The 22,949-nt window shown below is 53.5% G+C and carries 17 protein-coding genes and 2 tRNA genes; 9 read left to right on the top strand and 10 right to left on the bottom strand.

Annotation, left to right across the window (positions count from 1 at the left end; translation table 11 throughout):
• Positions 1 to 9 precede the first annotated feature (9 nt).
• The 3 genes from ACW14G_RS17540 to ACW14G_RS17530 all read left to right on the top strand — a co-directional run bounded on the left by ACW14G_RS17540 (position 10) and on the right by ACW14G_RS17530 (position 2,589).
• Positions 10 to 85, top strand: a tRNA-Ala gene (locus ACW14G_RS17540).
• Positions 86 to 125: 40 nt separating this feature from the next.
• A tRNA-Ala gene (locus ACW14G_RS17535) sits at positions 126 to 201 on the top strand.
• Positions 202 to 387: 186 nt separating this feature from the next.
• A complete protein-coding gene (locus ACW14G_RS17530; RefSeq protein ID WP_163446098.1) occupies positions 388 to 2,589 on the top strand; it encodes a sensor domain-containing phosphodiesterase in 2,202 nt (733 codons plus the stop codon).
• A gap of 34 nt (positions 2,590 to 2,623) precedes the next feature.
• Here ACW14G_RS17530 and nupC read toward each other — a convergent pair whose 3' ends face one another.
• Positions 2,624 to 3,826 (bottom strand): nucleoside permease NupC, encoded by a 1,203-nt coding sequence (gene nupC / locus ACW14G_RS17525; RefSeq protein ID WP_163446097.1) that lies wholly within the window; start codon positions 3,824 to 3,826, stop codon positions 2,624 to 2,626.
• 335 nt (positions 3,827 to 4,161) lie between these two features.
• On the opposite strand from nupC, the gene ACW14G_RS17520 reads away from it, so the two are divergent.
• Together ACW14G_RS17520 and ACW14G_RS17515 are read left to right on the top strand one after the other, a co-directional pair.
• Complete coding sequence (locus tag ACW14G_RS17520) at positions 4,162 to 5,397, top strand: Nramp family divalent metal transporter (protein ID WP_249022931.1); 1,236 nt, start codon at positions 4,162 to 4,164, stop codon at positions 5,395 to 5,397.
• A 90-nt stretch (positions 5,398 to 5,487) separates the two neighbouring features.
• On the top strand, positions 5,488 to 7,035 hold the full coding sequence (locus ACW14G_RS17515; RefSeq protein WP_249022932.1) for a BglG family transcription antiterminator: 1,548 nt from the start codon (positions 5,488 to 5,490) through the stop codon (positions 7,033 to 7,035).
• Here the strand turns inward: ACW14G_RS17515 and nagA are convergent.
• The 5 genes from nagA to mgrA all read right to left on the bottom strand — a co-directional run bounded on the left by nagA (position 7,028) and on the right by mgrA (position 12,778).
• A complete protein-coding gene (gene nagA, locus ACW14G_RS17510) occupies positions 7,028 to 8,242 on the bottom strand; it encodes an N-acetylglucosamine-6-phosphate deacetylase (protein WP_249022933.1) in 1,215 nt (404 codons plus the stop codon). The two genes, ACW14G_RS17515 and nagA, sit on opposite strands and share 8 nt — an antisense overlap.
• Positions 8,232 to 9,584, bottom strand: a complete 1,353-nt coding sequence (locus tag ACW14G_RS17505) for a class-II fumarase/aspartase family protein (RefSeq protein WP_163446094.1) — start codon at positions 9,582 to 9,584, stop codon at positions 8,232 to 8,234. Before ACW14G_RS17505 ends, nagA begins: the two co-directional genes overlap by 11 nt.
• Positions 9,585 to 9,601: 17 nt before the next feature.
• Entirely contained in the window at positions 9,602 to 11,161 is a 1,560-nt protein-coding gene (locus ACW14G_RS17500; RefSeq protein WP_249022934.1) for a PTS transporter subunit EIIC, read from the bottom strand.
• Positions 11,162 to 11,330: 169 nt separating this feature from the next.
• Positions 11,331 to 11,654 (bottom strand): DUF2502 domain-containing protein, encoded by a 324-nt coding sequence (locus ACW14G_RS17495; RefSeq protein ID WP_163449396.1) that lies wholly within the window; start codon positions 11,652 to 11,654, stop codon positions 11,331 to 11,333.
• Positions 11,655 to 11,779: 125 nt separating this feature from the next.
• The gene (gene mgrA, locus ACW14G_RS17490; RefSeq protein WP_249022935.1) at positions 11,780 to 12,778 is read right to left on the bottom strand and encodes an L-glyceraldehyde 3-phosphate reductase; all 999 of its coding nucleotides are present in this window, start codon (positions 12,776 to 12,778) and stop codon (positions 11,780 to 11,782) included.
• Positions 12,779 to 12,950: 172 nt separating this feature from the next.
• Here mgrA and ACW14G_RS17485 point away from each other — a divergent pair, with 172 nt between their 5' ends.
• A complete protein-coding gene (locus ACW14G_RS17485) occupies positions 12,951 to 14,609 on the top strand; it encodes an alpha-keto acid decarboxylase family protein (protein WP_249022936.1) in 1,659 nt (552 codons plus the stop codon).
• On the opposite strand, the gene ACW14G_RS17480 is transcribed toward ACW14G_RS17485, so the two are convergent.
• A complete protein-coding gene (locus ACW14G_RS17480; RefSeq protein ID WP_249022937.1) occupies positions 14,606 to 15,844 on the bottom strand; it encodes an ion channel protein in 1,239 nt (412 codons plus the stop codon). The genes ACW14G_RS17485 and ACW14G_RS17480 overlap by 4 nt on opposite strands.
• 245 nt (positions 15,845 to 16,089) lie before the next feature.
• Here ACW14G_RS17480 and glk point away from each other — a divergent pair, with 245 nt between their 5' ends.
• On the top strand, positions 16,090 to 17,055 hold the full coding sequence (gene glk, locus ACW14G_RS17475) for a glucokinase (RefSeq protein ID WP_163449400.1): 966 nt from the start codon (positions 16,090 to 16,092) through the stop codon (positions 17,053 to 17,055).
• 57 nt (positions 17,056 to 17,112) lie between these two features.
• Here the strand turns inward: glk and ACW14G_RS17470 are convergent, their stop codons facing one another.
• Entirely contained in the window at positions 17,113 to 17,850 is a 738-nt protein-coding gene (locus tag ACW14G_RS17470; protein WP_064543751.1) for a LytR/AlgR family response regulator transcription factor, read from the bottom strand.
• Positions 17,851 to 17,862: 12 nt separating this feature from the next.
• Complete coding sequence (locus ACW14G_RS17465; RefSeq protein ID WP_249022938.1) at positions 17,863 to 19,560, bottom strand: sensor histidine kinase; 1,698 nt, start codon at positions 19,558 to 19,560, stop codon at positions 17,863 to 17,865.
• A gap of 391 nt (positions 19,561 to 19,951) precedes the next feature.
• Between ACW14G_RS17465 and alaC the strand changes: the two genes are divergently transcribed.
• Positions 19,952 to 21,178 (top strand): alanine transaminase, encoded by a 1,227-nt coding sequence (alaC, locus tag ACW14G_RS17460; RefSeq protein WP_163449402.1) that lies wholly within the window; start codon positions 19,952 to 19,954, stop codon positions 21,176 to 21,178.
• A gap of 64 nt (positions 21,179 to 21,242) precedes the next feature.
• On the opposite strand, the gene ypdK is transcribed toward alaC, so the two are convergent.
• Positions 21,243 to 21,314, bottom strand: a complete 72-nt coding sequence (ypdK, locus tag ACW14G_RS17455; RefSeq protein ID WP_100249902.1) for a membrane protein YpdK — start codon at positions 21,312 to 21,314, stop codon at positions 21,243 to 21,245.
• Between the two features lie 465 nt (positions 21,315 to 21,779).
• On the opposite strand from ypdK, the gene blaCTX-M reads away from it, so the two are divergent.
• Complete coding sequence (gene blaCTX-M, locus ACW14G_RS17450) at positions 21,780 to 22,655, top strand: CTX-M family extended-spectrum class A beta-lactamase (protein ID WP_249022939.1); 876 nt, start codon at positions 21,780 to 21,782, stop codon at positions 22,653 to 22,655.
• Positions 22,656 to 22,949 lie beyond the last annotated feature (294 nt).

Raw genomic sequence — 22,949 nt, 5'->3', positions numbered from 1 at the left:
CTTTACGTTGGGGCTATAGCTCAGCTGGGAGAGCGCTTGCATGGCATGCAAGAGGTCAGCGGTTCGATCCCGCTTAGCTCCACCAAATCCTGCTCCCATCAGGTTTTGGAACGTAAAGGCACTGTGGGGCTATAGCTCAGCTGGGAGAGCGCTTGCATGGCATGCAAGAGGTCAGCGGTTCGATCCCGCTTAGCTCCACCAAAATTTGAAACCCTCGCCTGAAGGCGGGGGTTTTTTTCATCCTTGTCGTGTACAAAAATACAGCGATTTACGTTCAAAAGTCCGGTGTAGATCAGGATTTTATCGCTTAAACTTGCGCCAACAAATTCGCGACCATAATATTCAAAGAGTCAAATTACGTACGATAAAGGATATCGGCTGATACGCATGACGGTGATAAGGACTAACCCACTCAGGAAATTCTGCCTGGCTCTTATATTGAGCCTGGTGGCTATTCCATTATCCAGATATATCTCTCCTACTGCTTTTTATGATGGGCATTCTGTATATCTGGCCTGGCTACCGCTTGGCGTAATGATTGCATTGATTATGCTTTTTGGCCGTCATGCTATCGCCCCATTAGCGATTGGTTTTACCGTCACTAACTATTGGCAATTGCATTTATCGCCCTTTTATTCATTAACGTTGCTATTCTGTCAGTTGGCCGCAGTATGCATCTCCTGCGTTATTCTACGCTATATGCATGGGCGTCGATGGCGACACGGTATTCCTATAAAAAACATTGGCTTAAATGTTTTCTGGTTGGGGTTTGTCACCCCAATTATGGGCAAGGTGTTGATGTACGTTACCGGTGAGATTATTGACATTCCGGAGTTAATGTACAGTTATTTTAATATAACATCCGTTATTTATTCTATTGTTGATATTCAGGGCCTGGTTTGTGCATCACTGATATTTACTCGTCTTTTTTATTACCCCTTCAGGATGTGCTTGAACCCACGTTATGCCAGGGCATTCTGGTATCGTAATATCGCTTGTTATACCAATCTTAGAAATAAGATATTTATTACCTGTTGGTTTATTAGCCTGATAGGTATGATGATATTTTTGTGTGCGCCGTTTGGCGATTATTATTTTGCGGGTTATCTGGTTCCGGCAATATTTATCTTTTTCTCTTTTGGCATCAGCCAGTTGGCTTACCCGCTTGTCGTCATGACCTGGACGGTTTCCGCCTTCCTGCTGGTGATGTACAACAAAAATTTCCTTCATGGCATACAAACCCAGTATTCGCTGGCTTTTATTCTGTCGTCGCTGATCTCCTTTACGGTGTGCCTGCTTTACTTGCTCCAGGTCTACCATCGCAGCCAGCGGCTGCAGGCCAAGTGGCAGGCGCAGGCCATGCAGGACCCGATAACTGGCTTACCGAACCTGCGTGCGCTGGAGGAGTATATGATGACGCCGCGCGCTGGCGCGATCAGCCTGTGTTGTCTGCACATTGGTAACCTCGACTTCCTCAGTCGTCACTATGGCATGATGATGCGTATGCATTGCAAACGCAGCGTCACGCATATCCTACAGCCGATGCTGTTCAGTGAAGAAAAGTTGTTCCAGCTGCCGGGTAATGAACTGCTGCTGGTGCTGAACGGTCCGGATACCGAGGCCCGGCTGAAGCATCTGATTAATTTTCTGAGCAATAAAGAGATCCACTGGAACAATGCGGTTCTGAACCTGGAATACGCGATCTCCTGGGCGCCGGTGAGCCCGCGAGATAAAAATATGCACCATATGCTGGGGCAACTGAGCTGGTTAGTGGAGCAGGCCGATGAAGGGAATCAAATCCTCAAGCTGGATAACGGTCACGTTGACGCTTTCGACCAAAGCAGCGAACAGGTTGTGCTGTTGAATCGGGTTAAAAACGCGCTGGACTGGGGCGGTTTTGTGCTTTACGCCCAGTCGATCAGAAAGCCTTCCGGCGAAGGTTACTACGAGATACTAAGCCGCCTCGTTGACGCTGACGGTATGGTGACGCCGGATAAATTCATCCCGGTCCTTGCGCAGTTCAACCTTAGCAAGCGCTTTGACATGCAGGTACTGGAGTATCTGTTCAGCTCGCTGGATGAGCTTCCCGATAAGAATTTCTCGGTGAATCTGATGCCGTACACCTTGATGCAAAAGGGGAGCGCCGCCGAGATTATCGCGCTGTTCCGCCGTTATCACGTCGATGTTAAACGCATTATTATCGAGATTACCGAAGAGCAGGCTTTTTCCAACTCTGACGTCAGCGTTGCCAATATCCAGCAGTTGCGTCAGTTTGGCTGCCTGATTGCGATTGATGACTTCGGTACCGGCTACGCAAACTATGAGCGCCTGAAGCGTCTGGAAGCCGACATTATCAAGATAGATGGCTGCTTCGTACGTGATGTTTTAAACAACCCGATGGATGCGATGATTATTCGCTCTATCTGCGAGATGGCGAAGCTGCGGAATTTGTCCGTGGTGGCAGAATATGTCGAGACGGAAGAACAGCAACAGCTGCTGGAACGCCTTGGCGTGCACTATATGCAGGGCTACCTGATCGATAAACCGCGTCCGCTCTGGCAGCTTGAGAACAAAAAAAAGGACCTGTAACAACGTTACAGGTCCTGATGTTAGCGACGGTGAATTACAGAACCAGCGCGGCGATAGACGCAGACAGCACGCTCACCAGCGTAGAACCGTAAACCAGCTTCAGACCGAAGCGAGAAACCACGTTGCCCTGTTCTTCGTTCAGACCTTTAATCGCACCGGCGATGATGCCGATGGAAGAGAAGTTGGCGAAGGAGACCAGGAACACGGAGATGATGCCGACCGCGCGCGGAGAGAGCTCAGCGGCGATTTTCTGCAGGTCCATCATGGCGACGAATTCATTGGAAACCAGTTTGGTTGCCATGATGCTGCCCACCTGCAGGGATTCACTTGCCGGTACACCCATGATCCATGCAACCGGATAGAAGATGTAGCCCAGAATGCCCTGGAAGGAGATGCTGTAGCCAAACCAGCCGGTTACGGTGGCGAACAGGGCGTTCAGCGCGGCGATCAGGGCGATAAAGCCGATCAGCATCGCAGCAACGATAATTGCCACTTTGAAACCTGCCAGAATGTATTCACCCAGCATTTCGAAGAAGCTTTGACCTTCGTGCAGGTTAGACATCTGAATGTTTTCTTCGCTGGCATCAACGCGGTACGGGTTGATCAGCGACAGGACGATAAAGGTGCTGAACATGTTCAGTACCAGCGCCGCGACAACGTACTTCGGCTCCAGCATGGTCATGTAGGCGCCAACGATAGACATAGACACGGTAGACATCGCCGTCGCCGCCATGGTGTACATGCGGTTACGGGACATTTTACCAAGGATGTCTTTATAGGCGATGAAGTTTTCAGACTGACCCAGAATCAGGGAGCTGACGGCGTTGAAAGACTCCAGTTTGCCCATGCCGTTGATTTTCGACAGCACGGTACCAATCGCACGAATGACGATAGGCAGTACGCGGATGTGCTGCAGGATACCGATCAGCGCAGAGATAAACACGATAGGGCACAGTACTTTCAGGAAGAAGAAGGCCAGACCTTTATCGTTCATGCTACCGAAGACAAAGTTGGTCCCTTCGTTGGCGAAACCGAGAAGTTTTTCGAACATCTCGGAGAAGCCTTTCACAAAGCCCAGACCAATATCGGAGTTCAGGAAGAACCAGGCCAACAGCACTTCAATGACCAGTAGCTGGATAACATAACGAATGCGGATCTGTTTGCGGTTAGAACTGACCAGCAAGGCCAGGATCGCCACCACAACGAGCGCGAGAATAAAATGCAAGACGCGGTCCATATTTGCTCCAAACATGAGACGGGTTAAATTTTCGTGCACATTCTATGTAACATGGTTAAATAAAACGAGATCTGTCTCTCACTATATTCAGAACCTGTGAGCAAACTCAAAATTAGTGATCAAGCATGCATTTTTGTTATGTTGAGTAAATGTATGAAAAGTTTCCACGTTGTACTACTCTCTTCTTAAGCGTATACCAAACCTTCCCAACCTCCAGTCTGGCTATTGGTTCCGGCTATCAGAATAATCATTATCACCTTGCTTAAATGAACTTGATAATCATTCTCATTCTGTTAGCCTAAAACATAGCAAAGGCTATGTTTTTGAGGCAGAGAATGACAAACAGTCGCATTGAAACTAACAGCTGTCGTACCGCACGCCGCATGCGGCTGGCGCTGATGGGGCCGGCATTTATTGCTGCGATCGGCTATATCGATCCGGGCAACTTTGCGACCAACATTCAGGCGGGCGCCAGCTTTGGCTACCAGTTGCTGTGGGTGGTGGTATGGGCAAACCTGATGGCGATGCTGATTCAGGTGCTTTCAGCGAAGCTGGGCATTGCTACCGGAAAAAACCTCGCGGAGCAGATTCGCGACCATTACCCACGACCGGTGGTCTGGTTCTACTGGGTGCAGGCGGAAATTATCGCCATGGCGACCGATCTGGCCGAGTTTATCGGTGCGGCGATCGGCTTTAAGCTGATCCTGGGCATTTCGCTGTTACAGGGCGCGGTGCTGACCGGGATTGCCACCTTTTTGATTCTGATGCTTCAGCGTCGCGGGCAAAAACCGTTGGAAAAAGTCATCGGCGGCCTGCTGCTGTTCGTGGCGGCAGCGTATATCGTCGAGCTGATATTCTCTCAGCCCGAACTGGCGCCGCTGACCAAAGGTATGCTGTTACCGTCGTTACCCAATGGTGAAGCGGTTTATCTGGCTGCGGGGGTGCTGGGGGCAACCATCATGCCGCACGTTATTTATCTTCATTCATCGCTGACCCAGCATCTGCACGGCGGTAGCGCTAAAGAGCGCTATCAGGCCACCCGCTGGGACGTCGCTATCGCCATGACCATCGCCGGCTTCGTTAACCTGGCGATGATGGCGACAGCCGCTGCGGCCTTCCATTTTCACGGGCATACCGGCATTACCGATCTCGATCAGGCTTACCTGACGCTTGAACCGCTGCTCAGCCATGCGGCGGCGACGATCTTTGGCCTCAGCCTGATTGCCGCCGGCCTGTCTTCTACGGTGGTTGGTACGCTGGCCGGTCAGGTGGTGATGCAGGGCTTTATTCGTTTCCATATTCCACTGTGGTTCCGCCGCGCGGTCACCATGCTGCCGTCGTTTATCGTCATTCTGATGGGGCTGGACCCAACGCGTATTCTGGTGATGAGCCAGGTGCTGCTGAGCTTTGGTATTGCGCTGGCGTTGGTTCCGCTGCTGATTTTCACCAGCGACCGCAAGCTAATGGGCGAACTGGTCAACACGCGGTGGATTAAACGCATCGGCTGGGCAATTGTCGCGGTGGTGGTGGCATTGAACGGCTGGCTGCTGCTGGGAACGCTGCTGAGTTAATTGCCTGATTACCGTGACCCGCGACAGGTCACGGTTTCTTTACCGTTTATTCGCTATGCTGCATTTTGCGTTTAACAGCAGCGATCCTTCATGAACTCTTTTGATCTCTCTTTTCTCAAATACCTTCAGGATAACAGCCCGCTCGCGGTTGATAGCGCGGTGCTGCGCTTTGGCAAAACGCTTTCCACCCTGAAGCGAACGATGAAAGAGCTTAACGAACTGCTGCCGGACGAAGCGCATCTCCACCAGGATAATGCATTTATTACGACCGGTATCACCTACAGTGATTACATCCAGTTTTTGCAGCGCGTGCGTTTCAACCGTTATCTCACGACCGGTGAAGAGCGCGTTCAGGATCTGTTTGTTGCGCTCTGTCTGCACGATGTGGTCAATAAAAATGAGTACTATAAAAAGTTCTATGTCAGCGCTGGGACGGTGAAAAACGATAACCCGCTCATGCTCAACCGGGTGCAGGAAAGTGGGTTAACGCTGCTGAGCATACCGAGAAAGGGTTCGCAACTGGTGGGTGATGAATTCAGTTTGCGTCTGGCAGCCTGTATGTCGATTCTGAAAACCGTCGAGATTGGTACTGGTCATCAACTGATTGCGCATCAGGCCAACGAGCCTATCAATCGTTCCATAGCTGAGCAGTTTCTTTATGAGTGCGCACAGGAGATCGGCCAGGCGGCTGCCTGTTATGAAAAGGTCATCAGCCCGGTGATTCACCTTGGCTACAATGGGCGGAAATATCTGCTGGTCTATCTCAGCCTGGCGCTACAGCGCATTCGGCGCGGACGGCGAATCAACGACAGCTCGGCGGCAGCATTCCTGACCACCTATCCCTATCGCGTGTTGGCGGAGAAAGATGAAAATGCCTGCCTGGATATGCTCATTGCCTCACTCACCTTTACCTGGCGTCCCTTTACGCTGTACGACGCGCGGCTGATCGGGCACGTTAAACAGGCCTGCGAGGAGATGTCCCGCGGTCTGAATGCGACGATTCACAACCACCACGCCTGGTTTGCCGAAATTTACCATTTTATCTACGCGGCGATTGTGCAGAACAAACTGCGCCTGTGGTTTGATGATAAAAAGCTACACGATGTACAGCGCCGCTACCCCGACCTTTGGCAGCACGTCCAGCGTGCCCTGCGCGAAATAGAATCGTGTTGGCAGATGTCGTTTTCCGCGATTCATCTGGCGACCCTGGTGCTGATTATCAAAAAGCACGAACTGAAAAATCGGGTAGTGGGGGATGTGAAAAAACGCGTCATCATTGTGACCAACTCCTCAGAGAGTAAAGTGGGCTACTTCAAAGAGGTGCTGCTCTCGCGTTTTCACATTGAGGTGCTGGCCTGCGTCAACATCAACGAACTGGACCGGCTCCAGCAGCAGGATTTCGACCTGCTGATTGCCTTTACCAACAAAATTGCCAGTCACCTGCGTCATGCTCAACTCAGCTATGTGAAGGTGAATTTCTATCTGACGCAGGACGATTTTCAGCTGCTACGCGAGCATGGGCTAAGCCCGGCGCGCAAAAAAATACCCGTTGACGCGTTCGTGCAACAGGTACAGGGGATGAGTCCGCAGGCGCTAAAAGCCTTCCTTGAGCAGCAGTACGGCGACGTTTTTATTTAACCAGCGGCTGGCACACGCCACGACACCACACCGCTTGCAGTTCTTGCTGGTCGTCGAGCACCAGAATATCGGCATCTTTGCCCGGCGTCAGGCTACCTTTGCGATCCGCCACGCCCGCGAGGATGGCGGGGTTGAGGCAGGCTATCTGCGCCGCTGACACCCAGCCGTGCTCCAGCCGGCCAACCACGTTTTTGACGGAGTCGAGAAAACTCATTTCCAGCTTGCGGACTTCGGGCCAGTCTTCGGCGCTGATGGTGCGTGTGCAGCCGTGGCAATCGGTAATTTCCAGCGACTGCTGGCGGATACGAAATGTCTCCTGGCGCAGATAATGATGAAATTCGAAGCCTTCGGGAAAGTCGACGTAACCAAGACAATCGCTCATCATTACCAGCCGACGATCCTTTTTCAGCCGGTAGAGGATGTCGAAGACTTCCGGGCGCAGGGTAATTCCGCTTTGTTTTGCCACTTCGGCGTAGGTGTCTTCATAGTACATCAGTGCGCCTACCACGCCAGGCTCACGGTGGTGCAAGCCGCGCATGGCGCTGAAGGCGTGGGTAAAATGGCTCAAACCCGCGGTAATCGCCTCGCTGATTTCGTCAAACGTGGCATCCGTATGGCCCGCCGAAACGGTGACGCCGGCTTGATGCAAATGGCGAATCAATGCCAGTGCGCCGGGAAGTTCCGGGGCCAGCGTCATCAGGCGAACATGGCCGCGCGCGGCGCGTTGATAGCGTTCGAACCCCGCGATGCTGGGGGGCTGAACGCTGTCCAGACGCTGCATACCGATAAACTTCGGGTTGATATATGGGCCTTCCATATGGATACCTACCGCTTCAGCGCCGTCGGCGGGCGTGGCTTGCGCGATCCATTCGGCGGCGGTAGCCAGGCTTTGACACAAGAAATCCTCTGGCTGGGTGGCTGAGGTGGCAAGCCAGGCCGTCACGCCTGCATACACTAAATCTTCACTCATGGCGCGTAGCGAGTCCCGTTCACCTTTCCAGGCAAATGATCCTCGCCCCCAGCCGTGTACGTGAATATCGACAAACCCCGGCATCAGCATCGCATCGTGATAGTCGATGACGCGCCCGCGGGGTGTCTCATCGATGCCGGTAATTTTATCGCCGCAGATGTGAAGGTAGCCGGAGCGTATTCCGTCCGGCGTCACAATTCGCTGACTGGCGAGAGAGAGCAGGGCATCACTCACCATGGGCCTCCTGTACGCGTGCGGCGGTTTCCAGCGCTATCTCTGAGCACAGCCCGATGTAGTGCGAAGGGTCAATCAGCGCGTCAATTTCCGCCTCGCTGAAGTTCTGCTGAATCACCGGATCCTGGCGCAGCACCTCCCCGTAGGGAATACCTTCATGAGTACTGCGCATGGCCAACTGGTAAACGCGCTCATGCGCCGCATCTTTCCCGAGCTTCGCCACCAGATGCATCATGATTTTTTCGCTATTGATGAGGCCGTGGGTCAATTGCACGTTTTGCTGCATCCGCTCGGGGTTGATTACCAGCGTGCGGGTCAGTTCCTCGGCGCGCATAACGATCTCGGCGATGCACTCCATGCTCTCCTGAATATTGCCATCAAAGATAAAGTAGGCCGAGCTATCTGCCTCGAAGGGGCGTGGGCTGACGTACAGGCACGAGGTATGTACGGAATAAAGCTTTTGTGCGTTAGCGATAATGCCTTTCGCCAGTTTCGGGTTGACCTTTTGCGGCATGGTGCTGCTGCCGACGGTCCCTTTGGTAAAGGCTTCGGACACTTCGCCAAACTCTTCGCTTGAGGTCTGGTAAACCTCTTCGGCAATTTTGTGCAGGGTGGTGGCAAGCAGGCACAGGTTGCTGATGTATTCGGTGCGATACACGCGCGAGTTGCGCGATGGAATGGCCATCGCGTGCATGCCTAAGGCTTTCGCTACGCTCTCCTGTACGCGTCGTCCGGTTTCTCCGGTCGCGTGAAACGCGCCGACGGCGCCCCCCATCATCACGGTGAAGACCCGTTTTTCCGCTTCTTGCATACGCTGCTGGGCGTTGAGTAACTCATCAATCCAGACGGCGGCTTTGTATCCCCAGGTGATCGGCAATGCATGTTTGCCGTGGGTGCGTCCGGCCATGAGCGTGGCGTGATGCTCGCGCGCCATGTGGGCCAGATTGCGCAGAATGTCATCCACGAACCCCTGCAGCAGGACGTTGAACTGTTTTGCCAGATACAGCTGGGCCGTTTGCTGAATATTCTGCGTGGTGACGCCATAGTGCACATACTTGCCGCTTTCGCTGTCGCAGGCTTTAACCAGCACTTTGATCATCGGCACAAAGCCATGGCCAATTTCGCGTAACAGGCGTTCCATTTCCGCCAGGTCGATATTCTCAACCCGGCAGTTGGCGGCGATATTCGCCGCCGCGCTGGCCGGAATCATTCCGTGTTCGGCCTGCGCCAGCGCCAGCGCGGCTTCAACATCCAGCCATGACTGCACTCGAGCCTGCTGACCGAGCAGTGCCTTCATGCCGCGGTCGTCAATGGTTTTACTTTTTGAATCATACAGTGCGCGCATTGCCGCCTCCTGGTTGTTTATTTCAAGCCGACAATACGGTCATCAACCGCGTTGCGAACAAATTCTACGTGTGGGCCAAAGACCACGTGCACATGGTTGCTGGAGGGAATAAAGGTTCCCAACGAGCCGGATTCTTTGAGGATATCCATGTTGATTTTCTTCTGATCCTGCAAATCGATGCGCAGACGAGAAACACAGTTTTCGACGCGTTTGATGTTATCCCGGCCGCCGAGACCTTCAATCACCATGGCGGCGACTTTGTCGTACTCTTTATTGTTCAGTAAGGTGCTATCGGCAATTTCACTTTCACGGCCCGGCGTTTTGATATCGAATTTACCGATTGCAAAACGGAACACGAAATAAAACACGACGAAGTTCACAATACCGAGAAGAATTAAATTTACCCAATGCGTATTTTCGTACATCAAGCCAAAAATGCCGAAGTCGAAAATGGTGCCGCGAATATAACCGATGGAGACTTCCAGCATCTGTAGTGGGATAGTGAGTAACCCGCACAGCACCGCATAAACGATAAACAGTTTTGGTGCTATAAACAGGAAGGAGAATTCCAGTGGCTCGGTAATATTACCCAGCATGGCCGTGAGTACGACGGTGAGAATCATCCCTTTGGCAAATTTCTTGTTTTTGAAATAAGCCATATGATACATCGCCAGGCCGATGGCCGGCACGCGGAACAGGGTCGTCAACATCTGCGAGGAGGCCAGGTAGCTGGTCAACGTAGGCATATATTCTTGCCACGCAGGATGTGAAGGGCCCAGTTCAAAGAGGATCTTATTCATCGCAGGCAAAATGCCGACGTAGGTTTGCCCATCAATAAGGTAGGTACCGCCCGCGGCGGTGAAGCGTACGGTGGAGCTCAGGACGTGATGTAAACCGAACGGTATCAGCAGACGGTTAAGCGTCATGTAGATACCGGCACCAATGTCCGGCGCCATCATAATGGTTGAGACGGCGCGCATTCCGGCGGTGAAAAGATCCCAGATAAAGGGGATGATCAGCCCAACCGGAATCGCAAAGGCAATTGCCAGAATCGCCACTGATTTCTTGCCGCTGAAGAATGCAAAGGCCAGAGGCAACTGTAGTCGATAGAAGCGGTCGGTGATTTTGGCCGCCAGCAGGCCTGCGATAATACCGCCTAAGGCCTCGATTTTTAGCGTCTGGACGCCGAGCACCATGCCCTGGCCCACCAGTGAAAGATCCTCTTTCGCCAGGGTTCCCGCGAGCTTCAGATGAACGTGCATGGCAATCAGCAACGTTAAATAGGCGACGACCGAGGCAAATACCGCAATGCCTTTTTCTTTTTTCGACATGCCGTAGGCAACGCCCATCGCAAATAATAATGGAATATTATTAAAAACGACGCTGCTGATTAAACCCAGAGACGATAAAACAGCTTTGAAAATATCATTTCCCAGAAATGGGAGTTTATCGATCATATAGCTCTGGCCAAGCGCCGAGCTGATTCCCATTACCATCCCGACGGGAGCTAATACCGCGATAGGTAACAGTAGTGAACGACCGAATGTCTGAATTTCATTTTTAAAATTAGCATTCATGATGTTAATCCTGACGTGAAATATCTTGAGGATAAGATACTGGCAGGATTTTTTTGCTCAAGGGCAAATGCTGATAAATAAGAAGCGCAGGATTTGACCATAAAAAAAGAGCCCGTAGGCTCTTTGATTTGTTATTCAGGCATAGCGTGCAGTGCCTGAATAACCGAAATTAGTGGCGACCATGTCCGTGGCCGTGTCCATGACCGCGCCCGCGTCCACGATGGTCATCACGGTCGCCCCAACCGTCGCGATAGCCACGTTCGTAGGCTTTATTACGTTTATCCCAACCGCGGTGCCAGCCGTTGTCGTGGCGATACCAGTGTTTATGCCAGTAATCGCGGTCGCGCCAGCGGCCGCCATCCCAGTAGTTACCGTAATTATCGCGATCGCCAATTTGTAATTTTATGGATGGCAGCAGGGTGATTTCACCAGCATTAGCGAACATCGGGGCCGATGCTAACAACACTGCCGCCAGAATCAGTGACCTGAACATACTTCTCTCCTATACGATCGTGGCCAGAAAGGCCTGTTAACGCAATATTACAATTCGGTAAACACTCGAATTATTGGGTTAACTCTTAAACCGCCAGGAGAGAGCACTTTTTGCTAAAAACGCTGTTATTTTATGCTGCGCAAAATGGCATCAATTTCGGCACATTCTGAGGCGCTGAAATGACGGTTTGCCAGCATGCCCACCGCATCCTCCAGCTGTGAAATTTTGCTGGCGCCAATCAGAACCGAGGTGACCGCCTGTTGACGCAGTACCCACGCCAGTGCCATCTGCGAGAGTTTTTGTCCACGCTGTTCCGCCAGTACGTTCAGTTGGCGAACGGCCTCAAGCTTGCTATCGGTGAGCTGTTCTGGCTTGAGGAAGATGCTACCGCTCGCGGCGCGAGAATCGGCGGGAATGCCGTTCAGGTAACGGTCGGTAAGCTGCCCACCGGCCAGCGGCGAGAAGGCGATACAGCCGACCCCTTCCTGCTGTAGCACGTTCAACAGGCCGTTTTCCACTCCACGTTCCAGCATGGAGTACTTCGGCTGATGAATAAGGCAGGGGGTGCCCAGATCGTTGAGTATGTCAATTGCCTGCTGCGCGAGTTCCGCCGGGTAGTTGGAAAGCCCAACGTACAGCGCTTTGCCCTGACGGACGACGTGATCCAGCGCGCGCATGGTCTCCAGTAACGGCGTTTCAGGGTCTGGGCGATGGTGGTAGAAGATATCCACATACTCAAGTCCCATGCGCTTCAGACTCTGGTCAAGGCTGGAAATCAGATACTTACGTGAACCCCAGTCGCCGTAGGGACCGTCCCACATGGTGTATCCGGCCTTAGTGGAAATAATCAGTTCGTCGCGGTAAGGGCGAAAATCTTCACGCAGAATGCGGCCAAAGTTACTCTCAGCAGAGCCGGGAGGTGGTCCATAGTTATTGGCGAGATCGAAATGGGTAATACCCAGATCGAATGCGTGGCGTAGCAGCTGGCGGCTGTTCTCTACGCGGGTTTCATCGCCAAAGTTATGCCACAGCCCCAGTGAAACTACGGGAAGCTTGAGGCCGCTGTTGCCGCAGCGCTGAAACGTCATGGTCTCGTAACGCGCGCGACTTGCCTGATAAACCATTGTGTCCTCCAGAATATCCGCTTGTGTATACGCTTACACTAGCGAATGTCCATCGGCTCGTACACAGCTGAAATCTGTAAAATTTGCTTTCCAGACGACTTTCTTATCAATACTGGACACGCTTAACACTTCTTCAATACTCAAAGAAATAACCGGCTGAAGGAGTGGCACCATGGCTTCGTCCTATACCGTGGCAGATTACCTGCTTGACCGTCTTGCTGACTGCGGCGTCGAGAGTCTGTTTGGCGTACCCGGAGACTACAATCTCCAGTTTCTTGACCACGTCATTGCTCACCGCACGCTTCGTTGGGTGGGCTGCGCTAACGAACTGAATGCCGCCTATGCCGCCGATGGCTACGCGCGAATGCAGGGCTGTGGTGCACTGCTCACCACCTACGGCGTGGGTGAACTGAGCGCGCTGAACGGCGTGGCCGGTAGCTTCGCCGAGCACGTTCCGGTGCTGCATATTGTCGGAGCGCCCTGTACCGGCGCACAGCAGCGTCGCGAATGTTTGCACCACACGTTAGGCGACGGCGACTTCGATCATTTCCGCCAGATGAGTGCGCCAATTTCCGTCGCCCAGGGCGTGCTGACGGCGCGCAACGCCTGCCAGGAGATCGACCGCGTGCTGCAGGCGGTGATGCACCATCGTCGACCGGGCTATCTGCTGCTCCCTGCCGATGTTGCCGCGTTGCCGACGGCGAAACCTGTAAGCGCTCTCACCGCAGCGCCTCAGGTATCGGATACGGCCCAACTTGAGGATTTTGTTAAACATGCGCGCGGCCTGCTGGAGGGATGTCTGCATGTGTCTTTGCTGGCGGACGTACTGGCTCATCGATTTGGGCTCCAGGCGACGCTCAATCAGTGGATGCGTGCGCATCCCATTCCGCACGCCACGTTGTTGATGGGGAAAGGGCTGTTTGATGAACAACAGCCAGGGTTTGTCGGCACGTACAGCGGCGGGGCGAGCCTGCCGCAAACGCGTGAAGCGATTGAGGATGCGGAGGCGATCATCTGCGTCGGCACCTGTTTTACCGACACCATCACTGCAGGCTTTACTCACCGGATTGCGCCGGAAAAATCAATCGAGGTACAGCCGTTTTCCGCTCGCGTAGGTGCCCGCTGGTTTAGCGGTATTGACATGCAGGCGGCGGTGGACGCGCTGATAACGCTGAGTGAAGAGTTAGCCCCATGGCACACCGATGTCCGGCGGATATCCTCGCCGACGGTGCTCGACACCGGGCATCTGACCCAGCGTCACTTCTGGCAAACGCTGCAGAAATACCTGCAACCGCACGATATTGTTCTGGGCGATCAGGGGACGGCTGCCTTTGGTATCGCGGCATTAACGCTGCCCACCGGCGCCAGTTTGCTGGTTCAGCCGCTGTGGGGATCGATTGGCTACACGCTACCCGCCGCATTCGGCGCACAAACGGCGTGTCCGGACCGGCGCGTGGTGCTGGTGGTGGGGGACGGTGCGGCGCAGTTAACCATTCAGGAGCTCGGCTCCATGCTGCGGGACGGGCAACGGCCGCTGATCCTGCTACTCAATAATGAGGGCTATACGGTTGAGCGTGCGATTCATGGGCCAGAGCAGCGCTATAACGAGATCAGCCTGTGGAACTGGACCCAACTGCCACAGGCACTGAACCTCGACAGCCCGGTCGAATGCTGGAAGGTGAGCAACGTCGTGCAGTTGAATGACGCGCTGGCGCGTGCTGCGCGCCGCGACAGGCTAATGCTGCTGGAGGTGATGCTCCCCAAAATGGACATCCCTCCGCTGCTTAAAGCCGTTACCGACGCGCTGGAGGCGCGAAATAGCGGCCGTTAATCCTTACGCTTACGCGGCACCATCATCGTGGGTTTCCCCGCCAGCAACAGCCAGGCGGGGAGCATCACGATACACAGTAGCGGCAACAGCGTGGTATCCGGTACGACCACCGCAGCCATAAACAGGCTGAGCCAGGCATCGCGGGTGACCACCAGCACTAATCCCATAATGGCGCAGGAAACGGTAATCGCGGCCGGCACCGCTTCAACGTGCGCATGCAGCATCAAACCCAGCGCCACGGCAACAAAAACCGCCGGGAATATGCGCCCGCCGCGGAAACCGCAGGCGGCAGCGACGACCAGCGCCGCCAGTTTACTCAGTGCGAAAAGCATGTAGTCGCCTGCACCGAAATTTTGCCCGGCAGTCAGCCGCTGCATTTCATCGAGCCCTTTAAACAGCGTTAACGGACCGCCAATCGTGCCGATAATCCCCAGCACAAATCCCCCAACGCCGAGAATCAGTACCGGATGTTTTAAACGGTGAACTAATCCATGCAGATGCGGCAGGCACCAGACGCCAATCATACCGATAGCGATGGCGATGATAGCCACTATCGCGCCGCTGAAAATATCGACGAGGCGCATCGTTTGATAATGCTCGATGGGCAGCGAGAACTGAGGGTGAAAGAACAGGCCTGTGGTCAACGCGCCGGCGGCGGCGGCCAACAGAGGGGCAAACAGGCGATCCCACAACGGCGCGTCGTTACTGCTGGTTAACGTCTGGGAAAAAATGAGCGCGGCGGCAACCGGTGTTCCGAACAGTGCGCCAATCGTCCCGGCGGCGGCGAGAATCGTCCAGTCAAGCGAGCTGACTCGTGGGAAGAAACGCGCGCCCAGCGCCACGGCCAGCGCAATGTTGACCGACATAATCGGGTGTTCTGGCCCCAGGCTCACACCGCCCGCGAGCCCGAGGATCAAGGCGATCGCCAGCCCAGGCAGATGGGCGACGGGAACCGCGGCGCCGATCAGCGGCTCGCAGGCGGGATCCGGGCCGGCATGGCCCGGGCTGTAGCGAATCACCAACCCGACGACAAGACCGGTCATCGTCAGCATCAGGATAATCCACAGCGACGAATTCATATCAATGCCGAGCGCATTCGGTAGGTTACTCCACAGCAGATGCTGAAGCACCGCAGCGATCTTCATCACCACGATCAAAATCAGGCTGGAGGCGACGCCAATCAATACCGCGGGGATGGAGAGCAACAACATCGTTCGGGCTCGCGGGTGGAGCATGGTGATATCCTTTTTGCTGAATACTGAGTTTACTTTGCATTTTCCTGAGCCAACGTTCAGCGCAAATGGTGCTGAAACGATACGGCTCTACAGGTTATCCCGTTCTGTACCTGTTAAAAAATACGCAAAAAATGTGACCTGGATCGATAATCCTGGGGCGCTCACGTCATCGCCATTGTTGTTAACGCGCCTTGAATTTACAGTGTGGCAAAGATTTATTCTGACTTTAGCGGAGCCGTAACGGAATGACAAAGTTTGCTTTAGTGGGTGATGTTGGGGGCACCAATGCGCGTCTGGCATTGTGCGATATTGCCAGCGGTGAGATTTCGCAGGCGAAGACCTATTCTGGCCTGGATTACCCAAGCCTGGAAGACGTGGTTCGCGTCTACCTCGACGAGCATAACGCGTCGGTGGAAGACGGCTGTATTGCCATTGCCTGCCCGATTACCGGCGACTGGGTGGCGATGACCAACCACACCTGGCAGTTCTCCATTGCGGAAATGAAAAAGAACCTTGGGTTCGCGCACCTGGAAATCATCAACGATTTCACCGCGGTCTCGATGGCGATCCCGATGCTGAAAAAAGAGCATCTGATTCAGTTTGGCGGCACCGAGCCGGTTGAAGGCAAGCCGATCGCCGTTTACGGCGCGGGAACCGGTCTTGGCGTGGCGCATCTGGTTCACGTCGACAAGCGCTGGGTTAGCCTGCCGGGCGAAGGCGGCCACGTTGACTTTGCGCCAAACAGCGAAGAAGAGGGGATTATCCTCGAAGTGCTGCGTGAAGAGATTGGCCACGTTTCCGCCGAGCGCGTGCTCTCCGGTCCTGGCCTGGTGAACTTGTACCGGGCTATTGTTAAGTCGGACAACCGGGTGCCGGAAAACTACAAGCCGAAAGACATTACCGAACGCGCGCTGGCAGACACCTGCACCGACTGTCGTCGCGCGCTGTCGCTGTTCTGCGTGATCATGGGTCGTTTCGGCGGCGATTTGGCGTTGACGCTGGGCACTTTCGGCGGCGTGTACATTGCGGGTGGCATTGTGCCGCGCTTCCTCGAGTTCTTTAAAGCCTCCGGCTTCCGCGGCGGTTTCGAAGACAAAGGTCGTTTCAAAGACTACGTACACCCGATCCCGGTGTATCTGATTATTCACGACAATCCGGGCCTGCTGGGTTCTGGCGCGCATCTGCGTCAGACGTTGGGTCAGGTGCTGTAATACACAAAGCCCGGGGCGTTCCCCGGGCTCTTTCTGCCGCCGATGTCCCGTCAGTGGCTACAAATGCATGATCTGCCGAAACTCTTTTACCTTACTGCGGCTCACCGGCACCTGAAACTCAAGGTCGCGCAGGCGCAGAATGTAGGTGTTATTAAACCACGGCTCTATCTCGCGAATTTTATTCAGGTTCACACAGAACGAACGATGGCAGCGAAAAAAGTGGCTACTCGGTAGCTTGCTGCAAAACTCGGTGATGTTCATCGGCATCACGTACGATTCGCGGCGGGTGTAGACGAAGGTCATCTTCTCGTGCGCTTCAGCGTAGTAGATATCGCTGATCGGCGTCACGATGATGCGCTCATCTTTTACCAGGTTGATGGTGTCGTTTTCCCGCGGCGCGCTGGGGCTGCTGCTGACGATGCTCGATTGCTGCTGTTGCCAGGCCGCCTCCAGTTTTTGCAGCATGCTGACGATGCGTGATTCCTGGTATGGCTTCAGAATGTAGTCGAACGCTTCCAGCTCAAAGGCTTCCACCGCATGCTCTTTCCACGCGGTGATAAACACGATAAACGGCTTGTGAGCAAACTGACTGATGTTCTGCGCCAGCAGCACGCCATCCAGCGACGGAATGTTAATGTCGAGGAAGATGGCGTCCACTTTGTTGTGCTGCAAAAATTTCAGCACGTCCAGACCGTCGTCAAAGGTGCCGACAATCTCCATCTGACTGTGCTGCTGAATCAGCCAGGTTAGCTCCTGTTGCGCCAGGAATTCATCTTCGACAATGATGACTTTCATGGGGACTCCGGGTTAAGGCAATAATGTGGCAGCCGCCGGAACGGCCGTGCGCTGGTTAGGAATGTAGAACGCGATTTCGGTTCCTGGATCGAGGCGGCGGATATGCAAGCCCTCGCCGTAGAGCAGTTTAACCCGATGATGAACGTTCAGCAGGCCAATCTTATTGCCGGGCATTTCATTGGCTTCCACCCGCGCGATGACCTGAGGATCGATCCCCGGCCCGGTATCGCGCACGCCAATGCGCACGCGGTTGCCTGACTCGGCAATGCTGATGGTCACCACGCCTTTACCCTTACTGCGCTGAATACCGTGCACGATGGCATTCTCGACCAGCGGTTGGATCAGCAGGCTTGGAATCACGCAGTTCACCTCATCGTCAATATCGTAGATTACCGTCAGCTTGTCGCCAAAGCGCGCCTGCTCAATGGCGATATAGTCCTTAATCTGATACAGCTCCCGACGGATATCTATCTGCTCATCGTCTTTTAATTCAATGTTATAGCGCAGGTAGCGCGACAGATTAAAAATGAGCTGCCGCGCAGTGTCCGGATTGAGGCGAATGGATGATGAAATGGCGTTCAGCGCGTTGAATAAGAAATGGGGATTGATTTTACTCTGTAACGCGCGCAGCTCTGCCTTATTTGCCATCTCGCGCAGCTGTTCGGCGCGGGAAACTTCCAGCTGCGTGGAGATAATCTGCGACAGCCCAATGGCCATCTCCTGCAACGACGAGGTGATCTGGTGCGCGTGGCAGTAGTAGATTTTCAGCGTACCGGTAATCACGCCTTTCTCCGACAGCGGGATCACCAGCATCGAGTGAATTTCCGGCGTGCGATAGGCTTCATCGTTGTTTTTTATGATGATTTCGCCGTTGTTAATCGCCTGACGGGTGACCGGGCTAATGGAGTCATCGTTATTATGGTAGTTATCTTCCCCGACGCCGACATAGGCCAGCACGCGTTCGGTATTGGTGATAGCGACGGCGTCGGCGCGAATATCCTGACGAATGATGTCGCAAATCTGCCGCAGAGTGTCGCTGTTAATCTGACGAAACAGCGGCAGCGTTTTATTGGCAATATCCAGCGCCAACTTAGCCTGACGCGCGGCGCTGGCCTCCTTCTCGCCCTCTACGCTTTGCACCAGCAGGACAATAAAACCGATGCACACGCTGCCGGCAATCATCGGAATGCCGATCTTCGACACGATATCGACGCCGAGCGCGATGGTGGGCGCCCAAACGACCACCAGAATCATGGTCAGGGTTTCGCACAGCATGCCGCCGAGGATACCAATTTTCCAGTGCAGTTCTTTCGGTACCCGACGGTTAATCAACCCCGACAGGATCCCGGCGATAATACTGGTGATAAAACACGGCACGGCGGTAACGCCGCCTGCGTCAATCAGGTAACGGTGGATCCCGGCAATGACCCCGACGATGCCGCCAACCCACGGGCCAAACAGGATCCCGCCTGACATCACCGCGATAATACGAACGTTAACCAGCGAGCCTTCCACCGGCACGCCGGACCAGGTACTGAAGATGGCGAACATCGAGAAAATGACGGTAACGGCCAGCAGCTCTTTCGCCGTATGGGCCGTTTTGTGCAACAGTTCGCGGAACAGGCGGATGCGGATCAGAAAAAAGAGGCAAATCAGCATTAATGCGGCCCGGTCGTAGACCGCGAGCAGCATATCGAATATTTCGTGCATGGGGGCGCCGAATGTTTTCAGTAAAGTCTTATGATAAGTAACCCGGGGACAGATGACCAGCAGTACGCGGAATAGGGAAAAACCTTAATTTTAAAAGGGGATTGTAGGACAAACGTATTGAACAGGAAGAGATGGCCGCTTCAGGGAGGACTTGAACCACCTGCAATGAAAAGCAATAGATAATTTATTGTTACCATTGTGTTTTATATCCATTGAATCCTTTATTTTAATGAATGATTCTTGTTTTCATTAGTTCCTCTTTTTACCGATACAACATTTTTTCGCTTACCCTCTCGACAGCGCTAATTTTTTCAGGTTATTTTCTGTTCATGCCACATCGGTGGCAGCGTCGCTCGAACGGTTCGGGCGCTAACGTAATCCTGAGGAACCTATGGCTGATTCCAGCTCTGAACGCCGTTTTACGCGTATCGATCGCTTACCCCCGTACGTTTTTAATATTACCGCTGAACTTAAAATGGCTGCGCGTCGGCGCGGCGAGGATATTATTGATTTCAGCATGGGGAACCCAGACGGCGCCACGCCAGCGCACATTGTTGAAAAACTCTGCACCGTGGCCCAACGCCCGGACACCCATGGATACTCTACCTCACGCGGTATTCCTCGCCTGCGCCGTGCTATTTCGCGCTGGTATCAGGACCGTTATGACGTTGAGATTGACCCGGAAAGCGAAGCGATTGTCACCATTGGTTCGAAAGAGGGGCTGGCGCACCTGATGCTGGCTACGCTCGATCACGGTGACACCGTGCTGGTGCCGAACCCAAGCTACCCCATCCATATTTACGGCGCGGTGATTGCTGGCGCGCAGGTGCGCTCCGTACCGCTGGTAGAAGGCGTCGATTTCTTTAACGAGCTGGAGCGTGCCATTCGCGAAAGCTACCCGAAACCGAAGATGATGATCCTTGGCTTCCCGTCGAACCCGACCGCTCAGTGCGTGGAGCTGGAGTTCTTCGAAAAGGTGGTCGCGCTGGCTAAACGCTATGACGTGCTGGTGGTACATGACCTGGCTTATGCGGATATCGTGTATGACGGCTGGAAAGCGCCGTCGATCATGCAGGTGCCCGGTGCGCGTGACGTCGCGGTAGAGTTCTTCACGCTCTCTAAGAGCTACAACATGGCGGGCTGGCGTATCGGCTTTATGGTCGGTAACAAGACGCTGGTTAACGCACTGGCGCGGATTAAGAGCTACCACGATTACGGTACCTTCACCCCGCTGCAGGTGGCGGCAATTGCCGCGCTGGAAGGGGATCAGCAGTGCGTACGAGATATCGCTGCGCAGTATAAGCGTCGCCGCGATGTGCTGGTGAAGGGGCTGCATGAAGCTGGCTGGATGGTTGAAATGCCGAAAGCGTCAATGTACGTGTGGGCCAAAATTCCGGAACACTACGCCGCGATGGGCTCCTTAGAGTTCGCGAAAAAGCTGCTGCAGGACGCCAAAGTGTGCGTTTCGCCGGGCATCGGTTTTGGTGACTACGGCGACACCCACGTACGTTTCGCGTTGATTGAGAACCGAGATCGCATTCGTCAGGCTGTGCGCGGGATTAAAGCCATGTTCCGCGCAGACGGCCTGCTGCCGTCAGAGCAAAAATCGGCGGGATAATTTTCCCGTCGCAGAAATGCAAACAGGAGCCAGATGGCTCCTGTTTTTTTTGCATTTTTATCGACTAGATCATCAGGGCAAACGTGCCGGCAAAAACGATGACCATAAAGGAAATGCCCATAAAGAAATATTTCACGACTCATCTCTCCGCGTATCTTTTTTCTACGCACTTATGAACGGTGGTGGTACTGCGAGCTGGTAACAACCAACGAAAAAAACGGACCTCTTTCGTGGCTGGCATCACCTCAGAATTCTGTGCTGTTGTGCTCCAGATGGCGCTAATGTACGCCTAAAAATTGGGGGATACAAGAGGGGTTTTTTTATTAATTTTTAGTTACTTACAACTGTCGTGATTCGGCGACACTTTAATTTCATACGGTAATAAATTTCATTTTGGCGACGCTTCGTTTGGCTCTGAACAGGGCTATAAACCCTATTGATTTTACGCCTATTTTTCTGGCGTTATTCCGAAAATGCTTTTCTCACTGAATGCCCGGCAGTGGTTGCAGGGGATTGAGAGGGCAAGCGCATTTTTGTTTTTTACTTTTTGTGCTGACTGTGAATACTTCAGCCACACGGAATCAATTTTCAGGAGTTTAAGATGATGAGACATCGCGTTAAGCGGGTAATGCTAATGACAGCGGCCTGTATGTCGCTGTTGCTGGGGAGTACGCCGCTGTATGCGCAGGCGAACGACGTTCAGCAAAAGCTGGCGGCGCTGGAGAAAAGCAGCGGGGGGCGGTTGGGAGTGGCGCTGATTGACACCGCCGATAACGTACAGACGCTCTACCGCGCCGATGAGCGCTTTGCCATGTGCAGCACCAGTAAGGTGATGGCGGCAGCGGCGGTGATCAAGCAAAGTGAAACGCAAAAGAAGGTGTTGAGTCAGAAGGTTGAGATTAAATCTTCAGACCTGATTAACTACAATCCCATTACTGAAAAACACGTCAACGGCACGATGACGCTGGCGGAATTGAGCGCCGCGGCGTTGCAGTACAGCGACAATACGGCCATGAACAAACTGATTGCCCATCTTGGGGGGCCGGATAAAGTGACGGCGTTTGCCCGTGCTATTGGGGATAACACCTTCCGGCTCGATCGTACTGAGCCGACGCTCAACACCGCGATCCCCGGCGACCCGCGCGATACCACCACGCCATTAGCGATGGCGCAGACGCTTCGCAATCTGACGTTGGGCAGTGCCTTAGGTGAAACTCAGCGTGCGCAACTGGTAACGTGGCTGAAAGGCAATACCACCGGCGCTGCCAGCATTCAGGCTGGGCTACCCACATCGTGGGTTGTCGGGGATAAAACCGGCAGCGGTGATTATGGTACGACGAATGACATCGCCGTTATCTGGCCGGAAGGGCGTGCGCCGCTTATTCTGGTCACTTACTTCACCCAGCCAGAGCAGAAGGCAGAAAGTCGTCGTGACGTGCTCGCGGCTGCCGCGAAAATCGTCACCGACGGTTATTAATTCTAAAAAATGTGGAGCCGCTCTGTCGCTCCACTTCCAATTTATGCTCCGGTGTTGACTATTATCTTCGATGTTTTGGCTGCGACCTCTGTATGATAATTAATACTCATCTTTAATGCTGGGTGCTCGTCTTTTCAGGAAGAAAAACTTCCTGTCAAAATGATATATATTCTCGTCATGTCCATGAATTATTGATTTTAAAATAATACCACTAATAATTAATTGTACCGTCGAGTTTTTTTGTAGTAATTATCTGATTTACATTCGCAGAATTCCTGGTCCTTCCTCCGGAAG

Source organism: Kluyvera sp., from assembly GCF_965301105.1.
This window is presented reverse-complemented; position numbering and strand designations above follow the sequence as displayed.

Coding starts and splice junctions, on each gene's coding strand:
- ACW14G_RS17530 (WP_163446098.1), top strand. CDS start 388: ATGACGGTGATAAGGACTAACCCACTCAGGAAATTCTGCCTGGCTCTT.
- nupC (WP_163446097.1), bottom strand. CDS start 3,826: ATGGACCGCGTCTTGCATTTTATTCTCGCGCTCGTTGTGGTGGCGATC.
- ACW14G_RS17520 (WP_249022931.1), top strand. CDS start 4,162: ATGACAAACAGTCGCATTGAAACTAACAGCTGTCGTACCGCACGCCGC.
- ACW14G_RS17515 (WP_249022932.1), top strand. CDS start 5,488: ATGAACTCTTTTGATCTCTCTTTTCTCAAATACCTTCAGGATAACAGC.
- nagA (WP_249022933.1), bottom strand. CDS start 8,242: ATGGTGAGTGATGCCCTGCTCTCTCTCGCCAGTCAGCGAATTGTGACG.
- ACW14G_RS17505 (WP_163446094.1), bottom strand. CDS start 9,584: ATGCGCGCACTGTATGATTCAAAAAGTAAAACCATTGACGACCGCGGC.
- ACW14G_RS17500 (WP_249022934.1), bottom strand. CDS start 11,161: ATGAATGCTAATTTTAAAAATGAAATTCAGACATTCGGTCGTTCACTA.
- ACW14G_RS17495 (WP_163449396.1), bottom strand. CDS start 11,654: ATGTTCAGGTCACTGATTCTGGCGGCAGTGTTGTTAGCATCGGCCCCG.
- mgrA (WP_249022935.1), bottom strand. CDS start 12,778: ATGGTTTATCAGGCAAGTCGCGCGCGTTACGAGACCATGACGTTTCAG.
- ACW14G_RS17485 (WP_249022936.1), top strand. CDS start 12,951: ATGGCTTCGTCCTATACCGTGGCAGATTACCTGCTTGACCGTCTTGCT.
- ACW14G_RS17480 (WP_249022937.1), bottom strand. CDS start 15,844: ATGCTCCACCCGCGAGCCCGAACGATGTTGTTGCTCTCCATCCCCGCG.
- glk (WP_163449400.1), top strand. CDS start 16,090: ATGACAAAGTTTGCTTTAGTGGGTGATGTTGGGGGCACCAATGCGCGT.
- ACW14G_RS17470 (WP_064543751.1), bottom strand. CDS start 17,850: ATGAAAGTCATCATTGTCGAAGATGAATTCCTGGCGCAACAGGAGCTA.
- ACW14G_RS17465 (WP_249022938.1), bottom strand. CDS start 19,560: ATGCACGAAATATTCGATATGCTGCTCGCGGTCTACGACCGGGCCGCA.
- alaC (WP_163449402.1), top strand. CDS start 19,952: ATGGCTGATTCCAGCTCTGAACGCCGTTTTACGCGTATCGATCGCTTA.
- blaCTX-M (WP_249022939.1), top strand. CDS start 21,780: ATGATGAGACATCGCGTTAAGCGGGTAATGCTAATGACAGCGGCCTGT.